The sequence below is a fragment of the Pseudoalteromonas sp. QJM3NY_12 genome, from assembly GCF_056173165.1.
Window position 1 is genome coordinate 626,279 of the sequence record NZ_JBWBUF010000002.1, and the last position, 23,554, is coordinate 649,832.

Genomic DNA, 23,554 nt, shown 5'->3' on the forward strand with positions numbered 1-23,554 from the left:
TTTTTGCCTATCAAAATCATTGCCATTTAAAAAATAAACGCGTACCTAAAAACAAGCCGCAGAGCGCATTATTGCTGTAAAAAGCCGTAATTCTTAAGCTAAAAACACATACCAAAAAAAGGCAAAGTAAATACTTACAATGAGTTATAAAAAAACCCATTAACACTTTATGGTTACAATTTAAATTTGATCTCATCCTATTTTTAATATAAAACTTAACAATTATTTCACCAATTACCCTAAAAGAGAAACAGATGAAACGTTACATTGTTTTAATTATCGCTATTCCTTTGTCTGTATTTGCCATTTATACGCTGCTTGAGAATCAGAAAAAAACCGATAAGGAGGCAGTAGCCCCTATTGCCGTAGACATCGTCCCTGTTGATTCTGAGTTTGTAAAACAAACACGTAAGCCATTGCCAATTGATATGAGTAAAGACCCTGTTACAGTCAAACCCTCAGAAGAAAAACTAGCCGACACTGAAGACTCGTTTGATGCAATAAATAAGCCTTCAACTAAGGCCAAAGAAATACTTAAAGCGGCAAAAGTACTGCCTACCGATTTACAAAATGAAGCCTATATAGAATTTGATTTAGCAGCACTTAAAGCCCTTAAAGCAGGGGATAATTTTGATCTCGCTATACCGCAAACCGCAGAAACCTACAGCGCTGAAATAACTAACGTTACCAGTGCAAGTAACGGCGATAAAAGTATTGTTGGCCAAGTGATTGGTGCTAATGGAGCAATGCACACCACCATATTAACCGTTGGCAAGGATGCAGTATATGGTCAATTTACAGCCCCAAGTGGCAACTATGTGTTTGAAAGCAAAGGACAGTATGGCTGGATTGCAGCAAAGCGTGACTTATACAAATCACATATAGAACACCAAGTAGGTGAACCCTCGCCAAAAAATACTGATGGTGGAGATCCGTTTGCACCCAGTGATGAAAAGTCACCCTCTATTTAATTTTTAATCTAAACAAAGACGACACAGCAGTAAAACTGCAATCATAAAAGAAAGGAAATACGACTATGAAAAAAATAATATCAACAGCCGCTATTGCAACAGCATTATGTGCAGCAAGCACAGTATCAGCAGAAACAATTGATATCGGTATTTTATATACCGACCAATCAGCTGCCGCTACCAGTAATATTAACACTAAGATTAATCAGCTTATTGCTTTTAGTAATCAAGTATATAGCCAAAATGGCGTTGATATTACACTGCGTTTAGTAGGCTCTCAAAACTTAGGTAGCCACGCAATAACCCCTTCAGAAGATTGGCTAGACGCTGTGACAAATAGCAGCTACGTAAATGGTTTACGTAACGATTGGAAAGCAGACATGGTAGCCGTACTAGGTACAGGCCAAAGTGCGGGTAGCGGTTTAATTTCATGTGGTATTGCTTGGGTTGGTCAAGGCACAAATGGCAATTTATACAGCTCAATGAGCGATCGTATGTACTCAATTACAGCTGTTGATTGTGGTGCTACAACATTCGTACATGAACTAGGTCATAATCAAGGCCTGACACACTCTCGTAAACAAGGCGCAACTAGTGGCGGTGTATACGTTGATGGCATGGGCCACGGTGTACAAAATGAATTTGCCAGTATTATGGCTTACCCGCATGTGTTTGGTAGTGCGACTCAGTACGATTATTTCTCAAACCCAAATTGGAGCGTAAACGGTATTCCATTTGGTGTGACTAACCAAGCATATGCTATTCGTACTGTAACCGACACAAAAACCAGTATTGCCAACTTTAAATAATCTCAATTGTGAATAATGAGCTTATTCTAAGAATTAGCATTAAATAAATGGGTAAATTACTACCCATTTACACCAATTAAGTTTCCCTTGCGGAGCGCCTCGGCGCTCTTTTTTGATGATTAATCATTACCTGCTTTTATTGCAGGAAGTAAAGTTTTGCCATCGCTATCTACTTCACTCATTAGCGTTAACCCCATTACTTTGGCAAGCACAGGATAAATATCTAAATTATTCACCAGCTCAATACTTACACCTTTTTTAAACGCAGGACCTGCTGCTATAAAGGAGGCAGCCATATCATCACTATAAGCATAGCCATGTGTACCTAAGTAAGGCGCTTTAGTACCGTTACTAAATACCGCAGGCGCATTGGTTTGCACCACAATATCACCCACTCTACTACCGCTATTATAATGGTAGCCTTCAAGCTGCTCACTACTTAAAACACTATAACGCCCCTTAGCCGCTTTTTGTAAGCGTGCTTTATATGCATCAATACCCGCATTTTTAGCATCGCTTTTAGTATAAATAAGTAAACGAGGTCCGGTATTCACAATAATAAAATTATCATCTTTAGGTAAACTGCTGACAATAATGCTTTGCTCAGGATCAACCTTTGCCATGCCATGATCAGAAACAATTACTAAATTAATATCCTGAGATAATTTGCTCAAGCGAGTACGTAATTGCCCCATTAATGCATCTAACTTATGAACGGCGTCACGTGTTTGTACTGCATCTGGGCCAAACTCATGCCCTATGCTATCAACCAGCGAAAAGTAACTGGCTACAAAACGTGGACGCTGCGCCTTAGGTAAACTTAACCATTGTACAATTTGGTCAATTCTGTCTTGGTAGTCACCTTGTTTAGAATAATGAAAATAGTAATCAGGCGTCATGCCATTAAAGCGCGCATCCGACTCAGGCCAAAAATACACTGCCGATTTAAGCCCATGCATTTTTACTAAATTCCATAATGGAGTACCACGTACCCAAGTACTGTCTTTTTGGCCTTTACCCATGCTGTAGCATTGATTATTGCGCGCTTTGTCGCAGAACTTATTATCAACAATACCGTGGTTAACGGGCAGTAAACCGGTGATCACTGAAATATGGTTAGGAAACGTTTTTGTAGGGTAAACTGGCTGCATTTTTTGTGCTCTAACCCCTTGCTCAGCCATTGCTTTTAAATTGGGTGCGCCGTGCTTTTCAATATAATCCCAACGCAAGCCATCAATTGAGATCATAACAACCGTTTGCTCTTTGGCTGCAAACGCATTATTCATCCCTAACAAAAGGCAAAAACAGACTGCCTTTGTGATCCATAATTTCATTTTAAACACCTATAGATGTATGCTAATTTTAAAAAATAATATTAAAGCAAGTTGTTACTTTATGATACATGCTGATAGATTAAAGATGGCTCACTAAAAACATAACTCTGCATTAAATAAGAGCTTAACGTGAAAAATAAAAAGGATTGCCATGATCGACTTCAGTAGCAAAATCACCCCTGCGCGAATGCAGCGCACTACAGCCAATTTACAAATGGCGCTTGAGAGCGATCGTGGCCGCATTATTAACAGCGCAGCCATTCGTCGCCTGCAACAAAAAACCCAAGTATTTCCGCTTGAGCGCAACGCAGCAGTGCGCTCACGTCTTACTCACTCATTAGAAGTACAACAAGTTGGTCGATTTATCGTGCAGCGTGTTTTTGCCAATCTAAATTACCAACAGCAAAAAGAATATGGTTTATCCGGCTTAGAACGCCCGCTAGAAACCCTAGTAGAAATGGCCTGCCTAATGCACGATATTGGTAACCCGCCGTTTGGTCACTTTGGCGAGGCCGCCATTAATAATTGGTTTAATGCTAACTTGGCAAGTATTACGCCTGAGCGTTGCCAAACAGCTAATAGCAGCATAGGCATTATTTTTAAACATTTAGCGCAAGATATTTGCAGTTTTGAAGGCAACGCCCAAGGCATACGTATTATTCACTCACTGCTCAGCCTAAATTTAACCTACAGCCAAAGTGCGGCAATTTTAAAGTACACCCGCCCTGCCAGCTTAGCGAAGCAAGATATCCCACAAAATAAAAACTACATTATGAAAAAAGTGGGCTACTACTACAGTGAAAAAAGCTTTGTAGAGGCACTGCAAACTGAGCTAAAAATGGAGCCGCATTGCCGCCATCCCGCCAGTTACATAATGGAAGCCGCTGACGATATTTCTTATTGCTTGGCTGACATAGAAGATGCGGTAGAAAAAGACATAATAAGCACTCAGCATTTGTGCGAGCAATTAAAAAAGCAGTATCAAAAAGCGCTGATCAACTTAGCCTTAAACGACACCCAGCACCAAAGCTTTGTAGATGATGCAATTAATTACGCTATTGAACGCGCGCAAGCACAGCCCTTTAATTTTAATAGTGAATTTTTTATTTATTTACGCGTATCGTTACTGCATCCATTAGTGAATCATGCCGCAAAACGCTTTATTGAAAATATAGAGCCAATTTATCATGGTGATTTTAATCATGCATTATTAGAAGATCGCAGTTACTTACATGCTGCAACCCAAGCCCTTAAACAAGTGGCACTTGAGCATGTATTTTCTCATAAAGAGGTCGAAAAGCTCGAACTACAAGGCTATCGTATTATTAACGGCCTACTAGAATGCTATAAGCCATTACTACAATTAACTAGCGACGACTTTAAACGCGCACTACATGGCGACAACCGTTTATTAATAGAGTCACGATTAGTTAAAAAGCTCTCTAAAAAACATTTAAGTAGCTATCAGCACGCCATAAATGCCATGCAAGAAGAGCCCGACCACTTTGCGGCTTATGAGTTTTATTACAGATGTAGACTCATCCAAGATTACATAAGCGGCATGACCGACCAATTTGCTTACGACGAGTACCGTAGCTTAATGGTTATTGACTAAGCCATGCTCAGATCGTGAAATTGCTAAGCCCTAGATAATTTTTTACTTTGCGCTTAAAATTAGGGCATTGATGCTTAACCGCTTTTGAGTTTTATGAAACCGTTACTGAGTTGCTTATTTTTTTGTTTTGCTTTGTTTTATAGTGCTAGTAGTAGCGCTTACAACGAAGCGATGTGCATTCTTATAAAACAAGAAATGCAGCAATACAGCAATGACAAAACCAGCCGAAAGTACCGTAACGCTGCTCGCGACTACAAAAAAAACTGCAGCAATCCGGCTACACGTACTCAATCAACGGCAAAGCCTAAAGCGCAACCTATTATTGAACAACCCAAACCTAAAATTATTAAACAGCAAGTAAATGAGCCTGTTTCATCAGTTGTAACCCCCATTGGGCAAGAGCAAGCTAAGTCACCGCTTATACAGCAACTAGCAACAGCGCCCAATCAAAGTACAGAGCGCACTCAGAACACAACTGAACCAGCAGCAACTACCGAGCCTAATGAGCCGCAAACCAATAAAACAACAGCAGAACAAAATGATGCTCTAAAAAATGATCAATTTAGCATTGATACAACCCCCCAAAGCAACACAACTTCAGCTGTCACAAAAACCACGGTAGAGCCTTTACAAACGGCCATGCCGGTTACTGTAAATGCCACTGAGCAAGTTAAAGGCGTTGCCTCATCAATCCCTAAAGAATCAAACATGTTGTCGCTAGTATTACCCAGTGTGGCGCTACTCTTGGTGGTAATAGTTGGAGTTGTTGTATTGATGCGCCTGCGCAATGTTAAGCAAAATAACACGTCTGCTGAAACTAGTATGCCACTAGCTGCTCCTCCTACTAAGTGCGATGACAAGCAAAGTAGTACTGCTATTGATGAATCTAAGACTCTTGATACCAGCAAAAACGAGCAACAAACAACAACCGAAAGTGTCGAGTTAGACGCAAGCGAAGTAAGCACCGTTAAAGTAAAGCAAGTACCGAATACCGCAGAGTTTGAAGCCGCCGCTAAAGCCACTTTAGAACGGATAAAAAATGCCACCGAGCATGCAGAGCCACAAGTAAGAGACTTTGACCCTGAAGCAAAACCAATCAAAAAACAGCGCAAGCCGGTTAATCAGCCTAGCGAGCCTGTACCAGCGACTAAAAAAGAAACACCTATTGCAGCTGAGCCCATTTCGCCTCAACAGCCAAAGGCAGACTTACATTCGCCTAAACAACTGCGCTCACCGTTAATGCCATCTACCGAGCACGACTTTAAAGAGCCTGAAATACGCACCTTCGATCCCAACGCCCCCTTACCCACTAAAAAAAGTGCGATAAAACCAGAACAAGTAAAAGTATCGCCAGTTGAACCCACTAAGCCTGATATCCCGCCAAAAAGCAGCAACCCATTTGCTAACTTATCGCTTGATGAAAGTTGGGATCCAAATTCTCCGCAAAAACCGAAAATAGAAGAAAAACAACGCGCCCCTAAATCACAAGCACTAATTGAAGCTGAAGAACGTGCAAAAAACATGCAAACAAAAGAATAATAGAGTACGCTGAACGTATTCAAAGGTGGCTTTAAATCTAGTACCAATTCGCTTAATTAAGTGGTCTATTTTGAGGCTGGAAAAACGCGTTGATAGCTAGGCAAAAGTTTTCTATTTAGTTGTTATAAAAAAGAATTTTTAACGCAGGTAGCGACATATTTAGCCCCGTAAAATGATTAAGTATTATTGCGGATTGATTTAACTTAAGCCTGCATTCAGTTTTACTCACTACAATAGCCTACTTTTTAAACAGCGCCACTCTCAACCTAATGGCTCAGAAGGAGTAAACTATACATATGCACGTGATGTTATCAGCTAAATTAAGATACCTTATTTTTACCGCATCTTTTTTTCTGATGGCTTTGGTGAGTGATTACAGTAACGCAATTGAAGCAATTCAACCTAAAGACGAGCAATCCACACACACCACTACTTTAAATATAAGTACCGGCGAATGGCCCCCTTTTATGAGTGAATCATTGCCTCACCAAGGTGTAATTGCCCATTTGATCACCGACTTATTTGCACAAGCCAATATTAAGGTTAACTTTACCTTTTTACCTTGGCCGCGTGCTTACCACGACACCATTAATGATAAATACGCAGCCACCGCCGTATGGATGTTTGAACAACAACGCACTGAGGATTATTTTTACAGTGAACCTGTATTAAACGAGCGTTTTGTATTTTTTTATCACAAAAAACGCCCTTTTGATTGGCAAAACCTAAACGATTTAAAAGGCTTATTACTCGGTGGTGGGCTTGCTTACAGCTATGGCGAAGAGTTTGATAAAGCACTACAAGCGGGTCTATTTGATATGTCGCGAGTAAGTACCACAGAGCAAAACTTTAAACGCTTAGCTATGGGCAGAATTGACGCCTTTGCCGAAGAAAAAAGCGTCGGCTATTACATCTTGGCCAGTAAGTTACCTAACTTATTTAGCTCTATTAACCATCATCCCAAAGCTTTACTCATAAACCAAAGCTTTATTATGTTCCCTAAAAATAACAAATACAGTAAACAGCGGCTTGAAATTTTTAATCAGCAATTACTTAAATTTAAGCAAAACGGCCGTTATCAAGCCTACTTTGATGCGTTAGATAATGGCGCTTATCAGCCCACAAATAACGCCCTGGCCGACTGACCTGGCGGGGCTTTATTGTTTGGAACGCGGGTTTCGGGCTACGAGCTAGGTTTTAGCAAAAGCTCGTTACTCGAAGCCCGTACAAAAGCCAAATATTATTCTGTAGTAACGATTTTACATCGCGTATTTATAGGCATTTGCATTTTACCCGCGCCTCGCTGCTCGTCACTCGAAGTAAGCTGCTTTTACCACCATAGCCGTTAAGCTTGTTGACGCGAAAACTACCGCTTTTAAATTAGGTTACTTTCACGCCATTATTCGCCTCAAAAAATGAGGCGAATAGCATGCTTAATTGCCTCATTGTATTAATTGGTAAGTTGAAATCGTAGAAACCAGTTTTAGCTGTGATTATTTTAAACGCCAATTTCGGTTTCGAGCAACAAGCGACTGGCAACGAACACAACCTAGTACCTTTACCACCGTAGGCATGCAGCTTGGCTCGAAACCCGCAACTCGTCGCTCGGCGTCTTTCAGCAAAAGTGTTCAAAAATATTCCAGATATTTTTGTGGTCATTTGTCACCTCGGCGCTCCGAGCATTAGTGTGTAGTGATTATGAAAATACAGCACTTTTCAAATTTGACGGTTAAAGCTCAATATCATTTAAAACATCTTTGCAAAATGATTTAAATACATCAAATGCTTCTTGCCAGAGCAATTTATGACTACCGTAAATCATTGGAACAACATATTCATTAAAGCGCGTTTCATAGAGTGGATTAGTTTGTAACACGTTTAAAGCAAACTTAAGTTCAATAATCGGTTCTGCCATAAATTCTAAATGCTGATTACCGTAACGGGTAATATCTTCCGCAATGACTTTTTGCACTAAAGGTACTACATCTTGAACATTCGCCAATCCAGCGTGTTGAATATAATACGTATCATAAATATGGCGAATTAGCGCAGGATCATCGTCTCTTTTATTATCACGTGCAAAGCTCGCTGTGCGCCTAAGCATAGACACTAACTTTTCAGCTTGTGTACTCTTAATGCTAGAAAAATCCATCAGCGGCACTTCTGGTGCCTGTTGAGTTACCTCGTTCACTAAAGAAGATATATTGCGGCTTTGTACATTATCAAAAAGTAATGTTTCTATAAGCTCTAATTTAATAAACGGTCGTAAACATGGGGCTTTTGAATGGGCTTGAGGATAGCGAATATCAATTTGTTGGTATCTATATTCATCAAAAACAGTTGGAGTATTTTCTACAGAAAAATAATCATGTGAATTAATTGCAGCAATTAACTGTAAGTGGAGCGCTTTTCTAGACTTTCTTCATTTAGTTTTAGACGTGTTAGCAGTTAAATCTTTAGGAATGATTTTTATATCAACATCTTCAGACATCCTATGAGTTTTAATGCCTGACTTTGTTAATGCCGTACCGCCTGAAAAAACTAAAAAATGCGTATCAAAAGATAACTCACAAAGTAGCTTAAGTAGTGCAACTACATAGTAATCTTTTTCAACAATGGCAGGGTTACCCATACCAAGAGCATCCGCTACATCTAAAAATAAATCGCTATCAACTCGCATTGATAGCGCTATTATTTACAACAATTTTACGCTTAAACCGGCTATTGGTCATTATTTTAAATGAAGCGGGAATTTGTAAACTTTCACCCTCAAGACTGCGTTGTGTAAATTCATCAAACTGGTACTCAACGCCCAGTTTTTCAATAGCTTCTAAAATGACTCCATCTGCACCCGCAGGTGATGCTGGCATTAACTTACCAGTAATGCGATTTTCTCGCGCTTTAGTATAAAGCCCATAGCCAATGCGTAACAACTGGCCACTATCTACCAGCTTTTTTAAAACACGGCCAACTTGGTCGTAACCTGCAATATCAGCAAAATCAGCGCGCTCAAAAACATAACGCTTCGAGCGATTTATTCTTGCGGTTACTTTACTTGCTACTGTCATATTAATTACTCTCGTTGCTTAGATAAAATATAGCAAACATACGACATCTAAACAATGCAAACATACGACATTAAAAGAGTGATAGCACACTATCCTTTAAATAAAAACTCAATAACGGCCTCACACAACGGGCTGCGTGCATCGAGCTTATGCAAATATCCTAGCGCCTAGTTACCTCCCTTGAGCACCTTTTTATTCTTACCTCTTCAGCGCAGCGCCTTATAACCTCTTTGTGAATAAATCACTTAAAAACAATTTGCACAAAGAGAAAACAATGAGGGCAAATGAGAAAATAAAAGCTACGGGGTTCGGGTGAAGGGCAACGAGCGGCGGGCTACAAATTACCCCCAGCCCCTAGTCACTTCCCTAGCTCCTAACACCTTTAACCTAGAACCTTTACCACCAAAGGCGATAAGCTTGCTGACGCGAAAAGCGTAGCTTTTAATACTCAAAGCCCGCCGCTCGTCACCTTTATTTATACATGTCGCGTTGGCGACGGCAACCAAAAAAGTGCCATTATTTAACCCCTCCAGTCCTGCCTCATAATAATATATTTCTTACAACGCCTTCTGTTATTGCCTGCATGCTTGGCATTGACGGTTAAACTAAAAGGCGTTAGCATTTATGGTAATAGATTAAAGGTAAGGATACTGATCATGGCTCTAGAAATTAGAATCTGCTTGGATGCAGTTACTGCAGAAGTAGTAAAATGTAAAACTGATAAAAACAATACTTTCTCACAAGATAACAATCACATAAAAACTAAAGTAATCACCTCAGGTACACCCTATATTTGGCGTAAAGAATACACTGACTCTTTAAGCGCTCCCACAACAGAACAAAAAAATATAGTCAATCAATTTGCATTTTTACCAGCACAATCAAGAAGAAACATAGCTGGAATGCTGCGAGATTTTGGCAGCGAAACATTACTTGCTATTTCTGACTTTCAAGCTCAAGTTATACCATTTTTATCAAGCAACGCACATGGTATTGTTGGTTCAGGTGCCACATCAATAGAAGCTCGCAGTTCAAAATTTGTTACTTTAGCGGGTCAATATGAAGTATCTTTAAAAGATATACGAGCCGCACATAAGTCAGGTATGCCCAAATATCATATGGTCGCTTTAGAGCAAAAAGCTCTTGAACTATTTAAAGAGCTTCAGCTTAAATATCAAGCTGAACTACAACGTTTTATGAATACTAACCGTGCAAGTCGTAGAGGAACGGTTTGGTCTAACCCAAATCGTGGCGTTCATATAGCTAAAAGTGCCAGACACTCCACTAAATTAGATATAAGCAGCACCGCAGAGTTTAAAAAAATTAAATATATTGAAAATACGGGCCGTTGGCTTGGTAATGGTATGATTTTACTCGATGGCGCTTTTAGAGCAAACTCGGTTTACAACGATTACAAAAATGGTGGCGACTGGCAAAGAAGTTTATCAACTGAGCTAGCCAGTTTTGGTGCATCTACCGCATCTGGTATTTATGTCGGTTCGATTACTACCACAGCACTCAGCTCTTTGCTTATGTTAACTCCTTATGGATGGGTTATTGCGATAGGTGTAGGGTTATATGTCGGTTTTACAGCAAGTATAAAAATGAATAAATTTATGAAAAAAACGTCTGAAAACATATACGACAGAAAACCTATATTTGAAGGGGTCTTTTAAATGCCCGCAGCTCATTTTGCTGGATATTCTCTGTTCGTATTTATGATAGGTACTTTTGCCTCTGGCATTTTATTTTCGAGAATTTCAGTCAAACATATTAATAAAAATATGGAAAAGGATGGAGTGCTTCCCCCAAATTGGGACAAAGGTATTGGCGCTAGTGTTTCATTTTATGTATTTGCGATGTTTTTTGAACGCTCCCGCATACCAACTCCGATGTTTGATGGACGTTTTGTAGCCAAGTACTCTCGTCCAATTGACAAAGTGTTAGGCGCAGTCCACTTGATTTCAGTCACAGGTATGATGCTTTGTCTTTGCATTGTTACTTATTTTTCAAAGTAGTCGCGTATTCAGTTACACTCATCTGAACCTGAAAGAGCAGCTTTTAAATTGCTTTACTTTCATGCAAAGAGCGCTGTACTACCTGATAACAAATAGCGCGTTGTTGCTCTTGGTTTAAATTTACTTGTCGCATCGTAAGAATCGTTTTCACTAATTGTTTATGTGAAACAATCGGAAAGAGTGGGCGCTGCTTTAGTTCAACAAACCAACCAGGAAAGCACACAACAGGGAAAACTTGAGTATTAAAACCCGTTGCTTCATATAACCATTTGTTCACCCAGTCTGCTTGATTTTGAGTTTGCTCTAATGGCTTACTTTCAAACCAAGAGGGAAATGCTAAATGATTATTCTCAAATTTAACCTTGTAATTTTTATCGTCTTTTATTCGCTTGTGTCTGCCTTTAGTTTCAATAGCAAAAATGCCATTTGCCCCAACAACTAAGTGATCAATGTTAAAACCATCAGCTTGTATATCATGAAATACTTGATATCCATGTGACTGTAATTCTATAAGTTCAGAGGCAACAGCAAGTTCAGCATCACGGCCGAGCTTTAGTTTTATTAAATAATTAGATTTAACCCACAGCTTTCTTGCTACATAAGCTAAACCTAAAATAATCAAAACAATTAGGAAGTAATTAACATTACCGCTGGCAAAAACTTCAGCAATCCCTTTGATAGCAAAAGGCATTGTAACAATTAAAACAGACAAGAAAATTAAGCCTATAACATCAACAATATTATCATTGACTTGTTCACTTAGAGTTTGAGCTGCAACGCGTTTAAGCTTTTTCCGGTCGACCGGTAGCTTTGCATTTTTTTGGTGAAGCCATATTCTAAAAAATAAAATACCTAGTAACGAGTAGACGCTACCAACAATAACTAAAAGGCTTAAACCTTGGTTTAATAAATCATCCATGACGAGTTCCTGTAATAACAACTCATTCTTTATACATTAAAAATAGATACATGTCGCACTTGTAGTGGCGAAGATGATTTACATATTTACCTCAATCCCTACCGTCAAGATTGTATCTCATAGTCATATTTCCTAGAAAGATTAGTGATCAGCAGACCACCAATTGCACCAATACCTATAGCTGTAATAGTTTTATCACTTCCCTGAGAAAGGCTGTATAGGCCAGCAATGATAGATCCTATTGCAACACCTGTCACTTGAGAGCTCGTTGGTTTTAAATCTTTAATTGAAGAAACCAAATGTTCACAGTTAAAATTAAATAGTTGATATTTTTTACCCTCTTGAACTAACTCTAGTGCTCTTTTTATAAATTCTTCTTTGTCTGGTTCTGGCAAGTTAGTAGAAATAACCTTAATAACTTTACCTTCGCCATATTTAGCTAACGAACATATCTCTACTCCAGAAGGAGAGTTATGTAAAACAGCATTATCCCCAACAACAACACCCGCATGCTGTACCAACAATTTACTTCGATACAGGATATCTCCAACTTTAAAACTATGCATATAAACCTCTTTAAGTTAAAATAAAACAAATAACGACATAATATACTTTAAACGTATATTATGTCGTTAAAGTAATATACCGCTTTTTTTGCTTTGTGCAACTCTTAAATTTAGTTAAGGATATATTTATGAATGATAAATTAACTTCTTTCTCATCCGTTTTGGGTGTGGTGATAGCAAATAAAAGAAAGGAATTAGGTATTGAACAAACAGACTTATCTAAAGCATTAGGACTAACACAAGCTAGTTACAGCAGGTTGGAATCAGGTAAGTCGACATTTTCTGTCGATCAGATGTTTATTTGTTCTAAAGCGATGAATGTGAGTGTATTAGACATAATTTCTGCTGTTGAGAAAACAGTTAAAAACTTAGAAAGTAATCAAGTTGTACAAGTAAAAATGCCCCCAAGAGGCAATGCAAAAAATGCAGAATCTGATTTAGGTGCGTTTGTTGCTGGGGCAGCATTAACAGCATTGCTCATTGGGCTCGCAGCGAAATAAATACTACTTTTAAACAGATGTCGCGTTGGCGACGACAACCAAGGGGCGGATACCGCCGACCGCCCCTTGGAACCCCACGGCGCCCCGAGGCTCACACTGCTTCCTCAATTTTAAATTAATGATATGAACGTAACCAGCGTAGATAGGCCATCCGTGGCCAAGCTACGCTTTTTAACAGCATCCATACTGTAAATTACTCACCATTAATTCAATTTCGGGTGTGATCACCGGGAAGATAACTCAGCATGTGTGTTTGGTGTTACTCGAAGGGTAAATTATGCAAACCCAAATAAATTACGGCTATTAAAAAACTGAAATAACTGGTAATTTCCTTTCTCTAAGTTGCTTATTATAGATACGATTTTTCATTTCCTTTACTATATTAATATTTATAGCTGCTTGTGAACTGGGGCCATCAGTTAACCCCTTGAAAATATCAACCGTTTCGCTTAAAGGAATTAGTTGCCACATTTCTACATTTAAACAATCAGTCCAGAATTTTGTTCTATTCCTCCAATCTTCCTCATTCTCTAAAAATGGGATACCGATTCTATCCAACTCTTCATAACTAATAGACCCAACTATATGAGCACTATGGAATCTTCTCAAATTTTTAGACAAATCACTTTTATCTCGTTCTAATGAGATAAATAAAAAGTAATCAGGCTTTTGATGAGAGTGATTATAAAGAGGAGCACTATTATCAAAATCGATTCTTGGCTTATATCTTCTATCTTTGGTTTTAACGTCAATCGTCAAGCCATTTTTTAGCTTATAATCATATTTAGTATTTTCTAGTTCTGGACAATATAAAATATCATGCCTTTTCATCCAGTACTCAGCAATCAGCTCTCCTAAGCAACCAATAACATTTGCTTCACCTTTTCGATGAGACTTTTTATGTATTGGTAAATTATTAGCCCGAAACTCTGCTTCACTATATAACTCTTCCGGAATTTTAGTTATACGCGTATAAGTTGTATTTCTCTTATTCATCTTGTACCTCCTTATACAAGTGAATATGTTATTGGCTCAGGAAAAAGTAGCTCTAAATTTCTTTTATCTATTTTAAATAGCGGCCCCTTTTCTGTAACACGACCAGTTTTACCAGAACGTTTTATCAAATGATCCATTGTAATAACACCTGAACAGATCAATGGTATGAGCTGACTCAAAACAGGTGCTTTAGTGTGAACTATTTTTTCTAGTTGAAAAAATTCCTCACCACCTTCTTTGAAGCTTTTAGCTTGCACCCAAAAAGTCTCTGAGTGCTTTTCAATTAGCCTTTTTTTCAATAACTTAGCAGGCCAAACAGCGACTAATTCTTCATTTCGATACCATTCTTCAAGCTGATCCTTTTGCTTGTTAAATATAAAATGCAGTCCTTGAGTATTTTGGCGTTGAGTGCTGACTGTGCAGTACAATTTAAAATCATCTTCTCTTTCATAGCCGTACCTATCTAAAATTTTTGCACTAGAGCCTTTAGTAAAATCAAGTCCCTTGCAACCACAAGGACTTAAATTCCAATCAGAAACTTGGGCAAACAAAGTTGTCCGGTTTTTACTTCCTCTACCAGACTTTATTTCTATACCATGGTAATCCGGATCTTTTGATGAATTTGCATCAATGCCAAGTAAAGTCTCTAATGTATAACCTATTGCTGTATCACCACTTCGCTGTGCTTTGAATGGCTTTATAGCTAATTCTTTTATCTTATTAAGTAGCTCTGCTGAATAAGAGAACTCTTTGTTTACGTAGTTTGTTATTAATTTATAAATTTGGCTATAGGGGCTCTGTAGTTCAACCTCTAAATCAATGCGACTCAGGTTAATTAGGTGTGGTGAGCCTTGGTATATAATAATGGCAACTTGCTCACCTGCAGTAGCAAACTTTGGTAATTGCCTATACCACATCCTTGGATCACCCTGCTTAGTTTTAGGGCGGTAAAAACTTCCAACAATTTCTTTTATTTCATTCTGATTAACTAAGTAGCTAACTTCTTTTCTTATAACACCTTGCTCTTGTTGGAAATAATAATGAAATTCCTCTAACTCGAAATGATCTCTTACTGATTGAGTTGCATCCAGAATAGATTTATTCAAACCTGTTTGCGTAGGCTCAAAAAGAGAAAACTCTACACCTAACTTGGTCAAAGCAACAGTATTACTTCTTAACAATAATTTTTGGTCTAATTGTAAGTCACTGGCCCTTTCTTGATCATAAACTTCATAATCCTTATCTGACATTTCAACTTCATTGTATTCAACAAAATTTGTTGAAATACTTGGTATGGGAATACCTTCTATCTCTTGCTTTTTTAACTCTTTTGAAACATCAGGCCAAGTAGGATAACCATATTTGCGAGCAACAATATTTAGTGCTTGGGCTTGATTTAAACTGTCATTGTTTTTCTTTAAAAGTTTTGCTTCTTGTTTAAGTCGTTTTTCATTTATCATTTTCGATGGTCCAAATATTTTGGAATTCATCGCAGCTAAAATAAATTTAGGTTTAATGGGTGACGCTAAACGCTTTTCCTATAATCAGGATGGCACTTCCCGTGCCGTAAATATATGTAGTTAAAGTTATTCATTGATTTCAGTCCGAACACTGTAAATCTAGCTGCGAATTCACAACTTTCTCTACAGAGAGGACACAAAGGGTCTTTACAGGAAGGAAGGCTACTCTCATAAGCCTTAAATTAACTTATTCTTTTCATACTCTTAAGTCAACATATAAAATAATAAATTCTTACCTGGACTTTTAAGAGCGATTACCGTAAAATTCGATGGTTTTCATTTATTACTTGGTGTGTTTTGAATCATATTGAATTGTTTGCAGGCTGTGGTGGCTTAACATTAGGACTAGAAAGTGTCGGTTTTAATACCGTACTTGCTAATGAACTCTCTCCAATGGCAGCAGAAACTTTTGCTTATAACTTTTTTAAAGAAGATTTAGCACAACTAGCTGAAGATAACTTAATTCCACAAAATACACTGTGGTTAAACAGTAGTTATAAAGATTTAAAACCTAGATTAAGAGAAAACCCTTTTAACTTTCCTGAGTTCGACAATAAAGATGGGTTCTCTGATTTACCTAGTGACTTAAAAAACATTCAAAATAAACTTATAGTTGGCAGTATTGTTGAACTTAATAAACTGTTAAAGGCAAATTCAGAGCTATGCGATGAACTACATAATTCATTTGGCAAAGGTGAGTTAGATCTAGTTTCAGGCGGACCACCATGCCAAAGTTTCAGTATGGCGGGTATGCGTAAAAAAGATTGCGATAAAAATACTTTACCATGGGAATTTGCAACTTTCGTATCTCTAGTTCGCCCTAAAATTGCAATGCTTGAAAACGTAACAGGTATCTTACGCGCTTTTAAGGACGAAGAAGGAAACCAATTTCATGCGTGGTATGAAGTTGCAAAAGTATTTGCAACTAAAGGGTACATTCCACTTTGTCTTCATATTAACGCAAGGTTCTCTGGAATAGCTCAAAACAGACCTCGCTTCATCATGATTGCAATACGTGGAGACTATTTTGAAAAGCTTAAGAGTTTAAATGAAACTGAAATAGAATTGTTCAAGCAATCTGTTAGCTTTTATAAAAAAGCTAAAAAGAACATTAATAGCGTAAAATTTGGTGATTTGCCCTATTTTGACATAACAAAAACAGAGCATTTTAAGTTATTTAAAGATAGCTTTCTTAGCTCCTTAGTCGCAGATAATGCCGCAACAGTAAAAGATGCACTTGATGATTTAAAGTTAACTAGTCCATCAAAAACATCATCATATATTAAAGAATTAAATACTCATTTTTCAGGTGTCCTAGGGGATGTTACTGAGCTAAAAAATCATGTACTAAGAGCCAATAGTGATATTGTAAAAAGACGTTTTAGAATTTACCAAATATTACAAGATATTGATAAAAAACAAGTAACAAAAGACGTATTTAATATTCTTAAAAATGGTGTAGCAACCTTAAGTAATGAGAGCACAGCTTTATTACTCAATAAAGAGTTTTTAAATCAGCAAAATAAATTGGTTAAATTTAAAAATAAGTCTGCTCTAATCCAGTATCTATTAGAGCACCCAACTAAAAAGCAAACTCAAAAAGCTTTAATTGCAGATTCTCCGGCACCTGCGGCGCTATCAATCCCAGACGACGCCTGCCATTACGATAAAAGCGAACTTCGCGTACTAACCGTAAGGGAAATGGCTCGAATACAATCATTTCCTGACCAATTTGAATTTCGCTCAAAAGTTACTACAGGCGGGCAAATGCGTAAGTTTGAAGTACCGCAATATACTCAAGTAGGTAATGCAGTTCCACCACTTTTAGGTTACAGATTAGGAACGTGCTTAGCTAATTTAATTAAACATAACTAGCAGCATCAATAATGTGCTGTGTCTTGGGATATTTGCCATTGAGTATTTTGATTTGTTAATCTTTGGCTCTGAATAAGTTCACAGTGAATATTATTATTCTTATCATATCCAATTACGATTACATCCCCCTCTTGAGCCGCCTCCATTACAGGGGAGCTTTGAAAATATAATCTATATTCAGCAGAACGATTAGGATTTCCTTCTCTAGCATCATACCATATTAGATCCACTGGGTACGAATCGCTACTACCTCTAATTGAAAAAGTAGCTTTGGTAGTTAATTTAGCATATCCAAACATTTCTTTTAACGGAGCAACTCCTTGAAATTCGTGCTGATGTGAGCGCGCTTCATCCGCTTCTACAGCTGTTAATGTTTTTATACATGATTTACTAAATTTAATTGGCTGTATTGCCATTTTTTTAATCCCTTAAAGTTATAAGTTAGTTGAATTAACTTTCAGTTTTATCGCAACTTATTTGAAAATAAGAACTCTGTCTACCTTAATTCATAACCACCAACCTACCAACATACTCCAACTCCTCGTGATCACACCCGAAAGTTATAAATTGATGAGTAATCACTTGCATGGATGCAAGTTAAGCCGTGGCTTCGCCATGGATGGCGAATACACGGCGTTTACGTTCACATCAATTTTTAACTTGAGGACACAGTGTGATCCTCGGGCGCGCCGAGAGAGTTCAGAGAGAGGTCGGCGGCAGCCTCTTTTTGGTTGCCATCGCCAACGCAATAAAGCCTCGTATAGAGGTCTTTAAATCCCTTTTCCAAAACTAAAGTTAACTATATTTAGATCTTTAGGGTAATCAATTAATCACTTTAATCCTGTTATCCAACCTACTTAGTAACAATAAATCTTTAATAAAGACTCTCAGCACTTCATCTGACTCAGAACGCTTATTTTCGAACTGTATGATAATTATTGAATTTATTAAACCAATAAGACGGATTAAAGCTTTTACAGTTTCTATGAAAACATGCAACCCAAATGAAAAAAGTAAAATTAGAAAAAAGCCTGAAATCAAATTACTTAGTTCAAGTAGTTCGAAAAATACCTCTGAATCACTCACACCTTTCATTACTAATAAGAAACAAATTGACATTAAAAAAATGAATAAGCTTAAGATTCTTGCCTTTGAACTATCACTAAATAAATTAGAAAAGAACGTTTGCCAATAATTCTCATAGGGTGTTTTTCTCTCAAAGTAATACTTAAGCATTTTTTCATACTGCTCTGCTGTAGCAAAAAACTCTGTACTTTTGATGCCAAGCTCTTTTAGAAGCCACTTTCTTTTAGCACGAAATAATGCACGTTTATCACCACTTTTTTCACCATGCTTTTCAAGAATCAACTTTTTCTTTTTTTCTTGCAAACTTGTGAAAGAAAAAAGAAAAGCAAATTCACTAAAAAATAACGCAGCTATACTGAGCCACTTCTGAGTCGTACTAGACTCTATAATTAAAAGGTAAAATGTTAAAAAACACATTCCTAGAAAAAGAGGGGCTAGAGCAATTGTAAAAAACCAGTTACGCTTCATTTTAAAATTTAGGCCTTTACTGCTTTCAAAAGCAAAATAATATCTAGTCGCAATATGAAAAAGCTGTTCCAATTTTCAAATCCCTTTTAATTTTAATACAAGAAGACAAGTTATTTTCTTCAATATTGATATACAACTTATGAGAAAACTCGCGCCTACATTCATAAACACCAATCTACCAACACACTCCAACTCCCCGTGATCACACCCGAAAGTTATGAATTGATGAGTAATCACTTGCATGGATGCAAGTTAAGCCGTGACTTCGCCATGGATGGCGAATACACGGCGCTTACGTTCACATCAATTTTTAACTTGAGGACACAGTGTGATCCTCGGGCGCGCCGTGGGATTCCAAAGGGCGGTCGGCGGCAGCCGCCCTTTGGTTGCCATCGCCAACGCGATAAAACCTCGAATAGAGGTTATTAATTCCTTTCCCAAACCATGTAAAAATCATGGTAAAAGCGCTTTTCGCGCGAGCAAGCTCTGCGCCTACAAGTTAAAGCGTAACTACGACTATTCCACAACCACTTGTTTAAACCGTGCGAAGGTTCGCATGCTTTCATCAGCAATCATTACCTCGTAATCTGGGTTTTGAGCAATTAGCTCATATTGCCCATTAGATAATTTATTAACTTTACGCAGTAAATACTGCCCTTCCCCGCCTATATCATCCCGCTCTATAGCGACTATTTGGCCGCGCAGCGAGCCTGCTTTATCGGACGTTATAAGCTCAAGTAACAGTAAATCACCATCAAGTATTGGGTGTTTACCGCCATTCATTGAGTTACCCGATGCGTGTGCTAAAAAATGCACTTGCGGGTCTAGCTTGCCCGCGCCAATTGGCGCATCCATTAATTCCATATCGCTTTCATCCCCTGTTTTAAAATGCCCACAGGCTATTTTTATATTGGGGAAGTACGGCAGCTTTAATGCGTTATTAATTGATTTTAAGCTAACTTCGGGCTCAGCGACTTGATCTAACTCAGGTTGTTTTGCTTGTGGGAAAGTCACTATGTCGGCAGTTGGTTTTGCTTGTTCAAAATGGTCTTTATTTCCAAGCCATAATTTTGCATTGTTGGCTTGTGCCACCTGATACGCCCAATTGCTTACTAGGAGTGATTTATCTGCATCGCAGTGAAAATACGCACTTAGCTCATTACTAATAATTTGGCTGTTAACAACCAAGTTTTGGTTTTGCCAGCGCTCTCGATGCTGTTGCGCCGCTAAAAAGTCACGTTTATTGTTATTACACGTGCGATGCGCTGCCACAAAATTATGGCCTAAGTCGTTAGCGTAGCGGGCAAACGGTATAAAATGATCGACTTCAACATCGTTTTTCATTGGCTTTTGACAATAAAAACAATTGTTAGATTGCAGCTCTACCAAAACAGGTTTTGCTTTGGTGAGTGCATTGCGGTCAAAGCCAAATAAAAAGTCATGTAGTTGGCTTTGCGGACCAATAAGTGTTTGGTTGTGCTTTATGCTTTGAATTTTTTGCAGCCATGCATTTTTAGCCAAATACGTTACTAGATCGTAAAAACGCCTAAAACAACTGGCAATGCCTGCATTTAAAGTAATGTATTTAGAACTTTTAGTGTGCGGATATAAAAAGCACTCTTCTTGCTTGGCAAGTATTTGTAAGCGCCAAAGTGGGCCACTTTTTAATGTTGCCATAGCAGCATTAAAAGTCGACTTGTAAAAACCACTTTGCTTTAGTTGGCGTAAATTACGAATATTGTTTTGTTGGCATTCAAACAATACGTTAATTACTTTTGATTGCGCACCGGTATTTTGTAAAAGCAATGCACTTTCACCAGTATGTTCTGAGGGAAACGGCATTGCATGATGCCAATACAAAGTAATGAGTTTGTCAGCAAGAGTTGGCAGCTCTATGACCAATTCACTTTGCTCTGACTGAAGTGGCTGCTCAACACATACATCAGCCAAAGCATGCAGCAATGCAAATTTGTAGGTTGCACTAAAATCGCCCTCAACGAGCATGCGCTGAATATAGGCAATAAAGTCGAGTTGCAGCCTCAAACTATCACCTTAACGTTTTTAGCTTGCGGTTTACCATCAACACTAGTGCATGACTCAAACGAAACTTCAATACCAACTTTTAGCTTATCTTTAGAGCACGTTGAAACCTGCTCAAATCTAAAATAATAATCAATAGGTTGATTACTTTTAATGTGGCCAAAGTTCTTACCTTCATTTAAAAACTTAATAGTGGAAGTTTTAACTTTTGAATCACTATAGGTACTGACTTTTTCGTCTATTTCTTGCTCTGGTATTTTTAAAATTTTATCTGCAAAAGTTACGCTTTCACCTTTTAGTGGAACAAAGCTAACAAGCTCATTATCTTTGGGTATATAATTTTTATCTTCAATATTTTGCTCGTTGAAAGGAAAGTCCTTACCTGTTTCAGAAACTATATATCCATATGAATTTTTCTGATTCCAAAACTTAATTCTAGAGGTTTGTCGGTTTTCATTTCTCAGCTTATATTTTGTATGGAAGGACTTGAGTACATTATCTCGTATTTCACTAAAGCTCTGCTTTAGCTTTTCTTCTAACTGCCTCATAAACTCGTTTTCAAAAAATTCGTTATGAGATGAAGTAATAGGTATACGTGGTACTGAAATTGTCCCTCTGTCTAGTTGAATAGCTTGAGAGCCACTCTTTCGCTTTATTTTCCTACCACTCCCCATGTTCATAGAGAATAAATCTACATAACGACTTGGCCCCACTCCTGAGTAAGGCTCAAATACAAGCTTTAGCTTATTTTTAATAACATTATCGTTGACAATTGCCGATGATTTATTGGAAGTTTCATTGCGCTTAACATTAATATCTAAATAGGCTTCAGTAATATTATTAATTGCTTCCTGTTTGTTTTCCTCATCCAAAGCGATTGTGAGTTTTTCTGGATCAAAGATTGAATCATCATGAGAGTCCGCAGCCCTACTTTTTGGATAAGGTTCTATATATTGAACCTTATCTATTCCTGCTGCTACTAAGTGTTTTGCACAATTGTGACATGGGTATGTAGTGCAGAACATATGCATGCCTTTGACTCCAGTACCATTTCTAGCAGCGCTCATTAATGCCGACATTTCAGCATGCACTACTCGGCCATACTCAGTAATATCTTTTAAAGTTGATTTTTGGAGTATTAACTCTGCTTCAGCTCTGTTACTTTCAGAAATTAGAGCTTTATCGACAAATAATTGTATTAATTCATCTGTTAACTTATCTTTAACTACTGCATTAGTATCATAGCCTATAACATAGTCCCTTTGGTCAACAGATTGTTTTAATTTGGCTTCATCCTCTGCTGTATTAGCAATATATAAATTGTCTGCCCAATATTGTCCGCCGCCAGACTTAGGGACTTCATTGGCACCTAAAGCTATAACATCATTAAGCTCATTAACTATAGCACTACCAACTTGACGTGAAAGGTCACCAGATCTTAAAGCACTAGTATAGGCAAGGAACATACTATGTTCGGACTGGGTTGGAGTAACAATAGGCGCGCCAAAAATCAAATCAACATAGCGCTCAATAGATTGGCTTAATAATTCATCCAATCCTTGAATATTACATTTAAAACTTTCTGAATTTAGGTTGATAAAAAAATCAGAGAGAAGATAGGTTTTACCTAAATCATTCGAAACATCAATACATTTACCATCGATTTCAATAGTCTCTTTAAGCTGACTATAGTCATCATAAATATACTTAGCTGCTTGTGTTAAGGCTTCACTATCTGAATAACCTTCAAGTTTAAACTGTTCTTTTTTCAAATTAACCCGGTCTAATAAAGGCCCTGTAATCCCTATAGTAAACAATGAGTCTTTGTAAACTGCTTTTAACGCATTAAGCTCTTTTGGGTGCGTAACATTATCAATTATATAAACCGTATACTTTTCATTATCATTTCTGAGCTCCTGCACTCTTTTAATTATAAGTGAGCTAATTAAATCATGTGGTTCATACAGTTTCGGGGCATCTTCATTTACTTCATTTAGGACTAGTTCTCTGAGACCGGATAAATACCTGCTCTCTATATCAACTCTATTTTGAATGTTTAAGCTCTGTTCAACTTGTGAAGTTGAGTTGATGTCTAGTAGGTTAACTCTTTTTATTTTATAACCATAATTACCCACCGAGGCTTCCAGTTTTTGGATAATTTTTTCTACGCTTATTCCTCTTGGTGCGACTAGGGCGATGAATATTTCATAATTGGTCATTTTAGTTCCTT

19 protein-coding genes and 1 pseudogene are annotated in these 23,554 nt (G+C 37.7%); 9 read left to right on the forward strand and 11 right to left on the reverse strand.

Annotated elements, in window-relative coordinates; all coding sequences use genetic code 11:
• Nucleotides 1–254: 254 nt before the first annotated feature.
• Together AC0VZ5_RS18510 and AC0VZ5_RS18515 are read left to right on the forward strand one after the other, a co-directional pair.
• Nucleotides 255–971, forward strand: a complete 717-nt coding sequence (locus AC0VZ5_RS18510; RefSeq protein ID WP_475474857.1) for a hypothetical protein — start codon at nt 255–257, stop codon at nt 969–971.
• A 65-nt stretch (nt 972–1,036) separates the two neighbouring features.
• Nucleotides 1,037–1,780, forward strand: a complete 744-nt coding sequence (locus tag AC0VZ5_RS18515) for a zinc-dependent metalloprotease family protein (RefSeq protein WP_178956999.1) — start codon at nt 1,037–1,039, stop codon at nt 1,778–1,780.
• A 119-nt stretch (nt 1,781–1,899) separates the two neighbouring features.
• Here the strand turns inward: AC0VZ5_RS18515 and AC0VZ5_RS18520 are convergent, their stop codons facing one another.
• Entirely contained in the window at nt 1,900–3,114 is a 1,215-nt protein-coding gene (locus tag AC0VZ5_RS18520; RefSeq protein WP_475474858.1) for an alkaline phosphatase family protein, read from the reverse strand.
• 151 nt (nt 3,115–3,265) lie between these two features.
• Here AC0VZ5_RS18520 and dgt point away from each other — a divergent pair, with 151 nt between their 5' ends.
• The 3 genes from dgt (at nt 3,266) to AC0VZ5_RS18535 (ending at nt 7,413) form a co-directional block, all read left to right on the forward strand.
• On the forward strand, nt 3,266–4,729 hold the full coding sequence (gene dgt, locus AC0VZ5_RS18525; protein ID WP_464712123.1) for a dGTPase: 1,464 nt from the start codon (nt 3,266–3,268) through the stop codon (nt 4,727–4,729).
• Between the two features lie 93 nt (nt 4,730–4,822).
• Nucleotides 4,823–6,268, forward strand: a complete 1,446-nt coding sequence (locus AC0VZ5_RS18530; protein ID WP_475474859.1) for a hypothetical protein — start codon at nt 4,823–4,825, stop codon at nt 6,266–6,268.
• Between the two features lie 296 nt (nt 6,269–6,564).
• Nucleotides 6,565–7,413: a substrate-binding periplasmic protein gene (locus tag AC0VZ5_RS18535; protein WP_475474860.1), complete on the forward strand. Its 849-nt coding sequence runs from the start codon at nt 6,565–6,567 to the stop codon at nt 7,411–7,413.
• A gap of 584 nt (nt 7,414–7,997) precedes the next feature.
• Here the strand turns inward: AC0VZ5_RS18535 and AC0VZ5_RS18540 are convergent.
• A pseudogene (locus tag AC0VZ5_RS18540) lies at nt 7,998–8,948 on the reverse strand (nucleotidyl transferase AbiEii/AbiGii toxin family protein).
• A complete protein-coding gene (locus AC0VZ5_RS18545) occupies nt 8,938–9,336 on the reverse strand; it encodes a DUF6088 family protein (protein ID WP_475474862.1) in 399 nt (132 codons plus the stop codon). The pseudogene AC0VZ5_RS18540 and the gene AC0VZ5_RS18545 overlap by 11 nt, the downstream one beginning before the upstream one ends.
• Nucleotides 9,337–9,992: 656 nt before the next feature.
• Between AC0VZ5_RS18545 and AC0VZ5_RS18550 the strand changes: the two genes are divergently transcribed.
• The gene (locus tag AC0VZ5_RS18550; RefSeq protein ID WP_475474863.1) at nt 9,993–11,012 is read left to right on the forward strand and encodes a hypothetical protein; all 1,020 of its coding nucleotides are present in this window, start codon (nt 9,993–9,995) and stop codon (nt 11,010–11,012) included.
• Nucleotides 11,013–11,354, forward strand: a complete 342-nt coding sequence (locus AC0VZ5_RS18555; RefSeq protein ID WP_290208144.1) for a hypothetical protein — start codon at nt 11,013–11,015, stop codon at nt 11,352–11,354.
• Nucleotides 11,355–11,397: 43 nt separating this feature from the next.
• Here AC0VZ5_RS18555 and AC0VZ5_RS18560 read toward each other — a convergent pair whose 3' ends face one another.
• Both AC0VZ5_RS18560 and AC0VZ5_RS18565 read right to left on the reverse strand, forming a co-directional pair.
• On the reverse strand, nt 11,398–12,273 hold the full coding sequence (locus AC0VZ5_RS18560) for a nuclease-related domain-containing protein (RefSeq protein WP_475474864.1): 876 nt from the start codon (nt 12,271–12,273) through the stop codon (nt 11,398–11,400).
• Nucleotides 12,274–12,377: 104 nt separating this feature from the next.
• Nucleotides 12,378–12,839 carry a hypothetical protein gene (locus AC0VZ5_RS18565; RefSeq protein ID WP_475474865.1) on the reverse strand — a complete coding sequence of 154 codons (462 nt, stop codon included), beginning with the start codon at nt 12,837–12,839 and terminating at the stop codon, nt 12,378–12,380.
• A gap of 128 nt (nt 12,840–12,967) precedes the next feature.
• Between AC0VZ5_RS18565 and AC0VZ5_RS18570 the strand changes: the two genes are divergently transcribed.
• Nucleotides 12,968–13,339: a helix-turn-helix domain-containing protein gene (locus AC0VZ5_RS18570; protein ID WP_475474866.1), complete on the forward strand. Its 372-nt coding sequence runs from the start codon at nt 12,968–12,970 to the stop codon at nt 13,337–13,339.
• A gap of 303 nt (nt 13,340–13,642) precedes the next feature.
• Here AC0VZ5_RS18570 and AC0VZ5_RS18575 read toward each other — a convergent pair whose 3' ends face one another.
• Both AC0VZ5_RS18575 and AC0VZ5_RS18580 read right to left on the reverse strand, forming a co-directional pair.
• Nucleotides 13,643–14,335 carry a hypothetical protein gene (locus AC0VZ5_RS18575; RefSeq protein ID WP_475474867.1) on the reverse strand — a complete coding sequence of 231 codons (693 nt, stop codon included), beginning with the start codon at nt 14,333–14,335 and terminating at the stop codon, nt 13,643–13,645.
• A gap of 11 nt (nt 14,336–14,346) precedes the next feature.
• Nucleotides 14,347–15,795, reverse strand: a complete 1,449-nt coding sequence (locus AC0VZ5_RS18580; RefSeq protein WP_475474868.1) for an MvaI/BcnI family restriction endonuclease — start codon at nt 15,793–15,795, stop codon at nt 14,347–14,349.
• A gap of 357 nt (nt 15,796–16,152) precedes the next feature.
• Between AC0VZ5_RS18580 and AC0VZ5_RS18585 the strand changes: the two genes are divergently transcribed.
• Nucleotides 16,153–17,730, forward strand: a complete 1,578-nt coding sequence (locus AC0VZ5_RS18585) for a DNA cytosine methyltransferase (RefSeq protein WP_475474869.1) — start codon at nt 16,153–16,155, stop codon at nt 17,728–17,730.
• 5 nt (nt 17,731–17,735) lie between these two features.
• On the opposite strand, the gene AC0VZ5_RS18590 is transcribed toward AC0VZ5_RS18585, so the two are convergent.
• The 4 genes from AC0VZ5_RS18590 to AC0VZ5_RS18605 all read right to left on the reverse strand — a co-directional run bounded on the left by AC0VZ5_RS18590 (nt 17,736) and on the right by AC0VZ5_RS18605 (nt 23,543).
• Nucleotides 17,736–18,146, reverse strand: coding sequence for a hypothetical protein (locus AC0VZ5_RS18590; RefSeq protein WP_475474870.1), 411 nt, complete (start codon nt 18,144–18,146; stop codon nt 17,736–17,738).
• 406 nt (nt 18,147–18,552) lie between these two features.
• Nucleotides 18,553–19,356: a hypothetical protein gene (locus AC0VZ5_RS18595; RefSeq protein ID WP_475474871.1), complete on the reverse strand. Its 804-nt coding sequence runs from the start codon at nt 19,354–19,356 to the stop codon at nt 18,553–18,555.
• A gap of 444 nt (nt 19,357–19,800) precedes the next feature.
• Nucleotides 19,801–21,288 (reverse strand): S24 family peptidase, encoded by a 1,488-nt coding sequence (locus AC0VZ5_RS18600; RefSeq protein ID WP_475475111.1) that lies wholly within the window; start codon nt 21,286–21,288, stop codon nt 19,801–19,803.
• Nucleotides 21,289–21,323: 35 nt separating this feature from the next.
• Nucleotides 21,324–23,543 carry a deaminase gene (locus AC0VZ5_RS18605; RefSeq protein WP_475474872.1) on the reverse strand — a complete coding sequence of 740 codons (2,220 nt, stop codon included), beginning with the start codon at nt 23,541–23,543 and terminating at the stop codon, nt 21,324–21,326.
• Between the last annotated feature and the right edge of the window lie 11 nt (nt 23,544–23,554).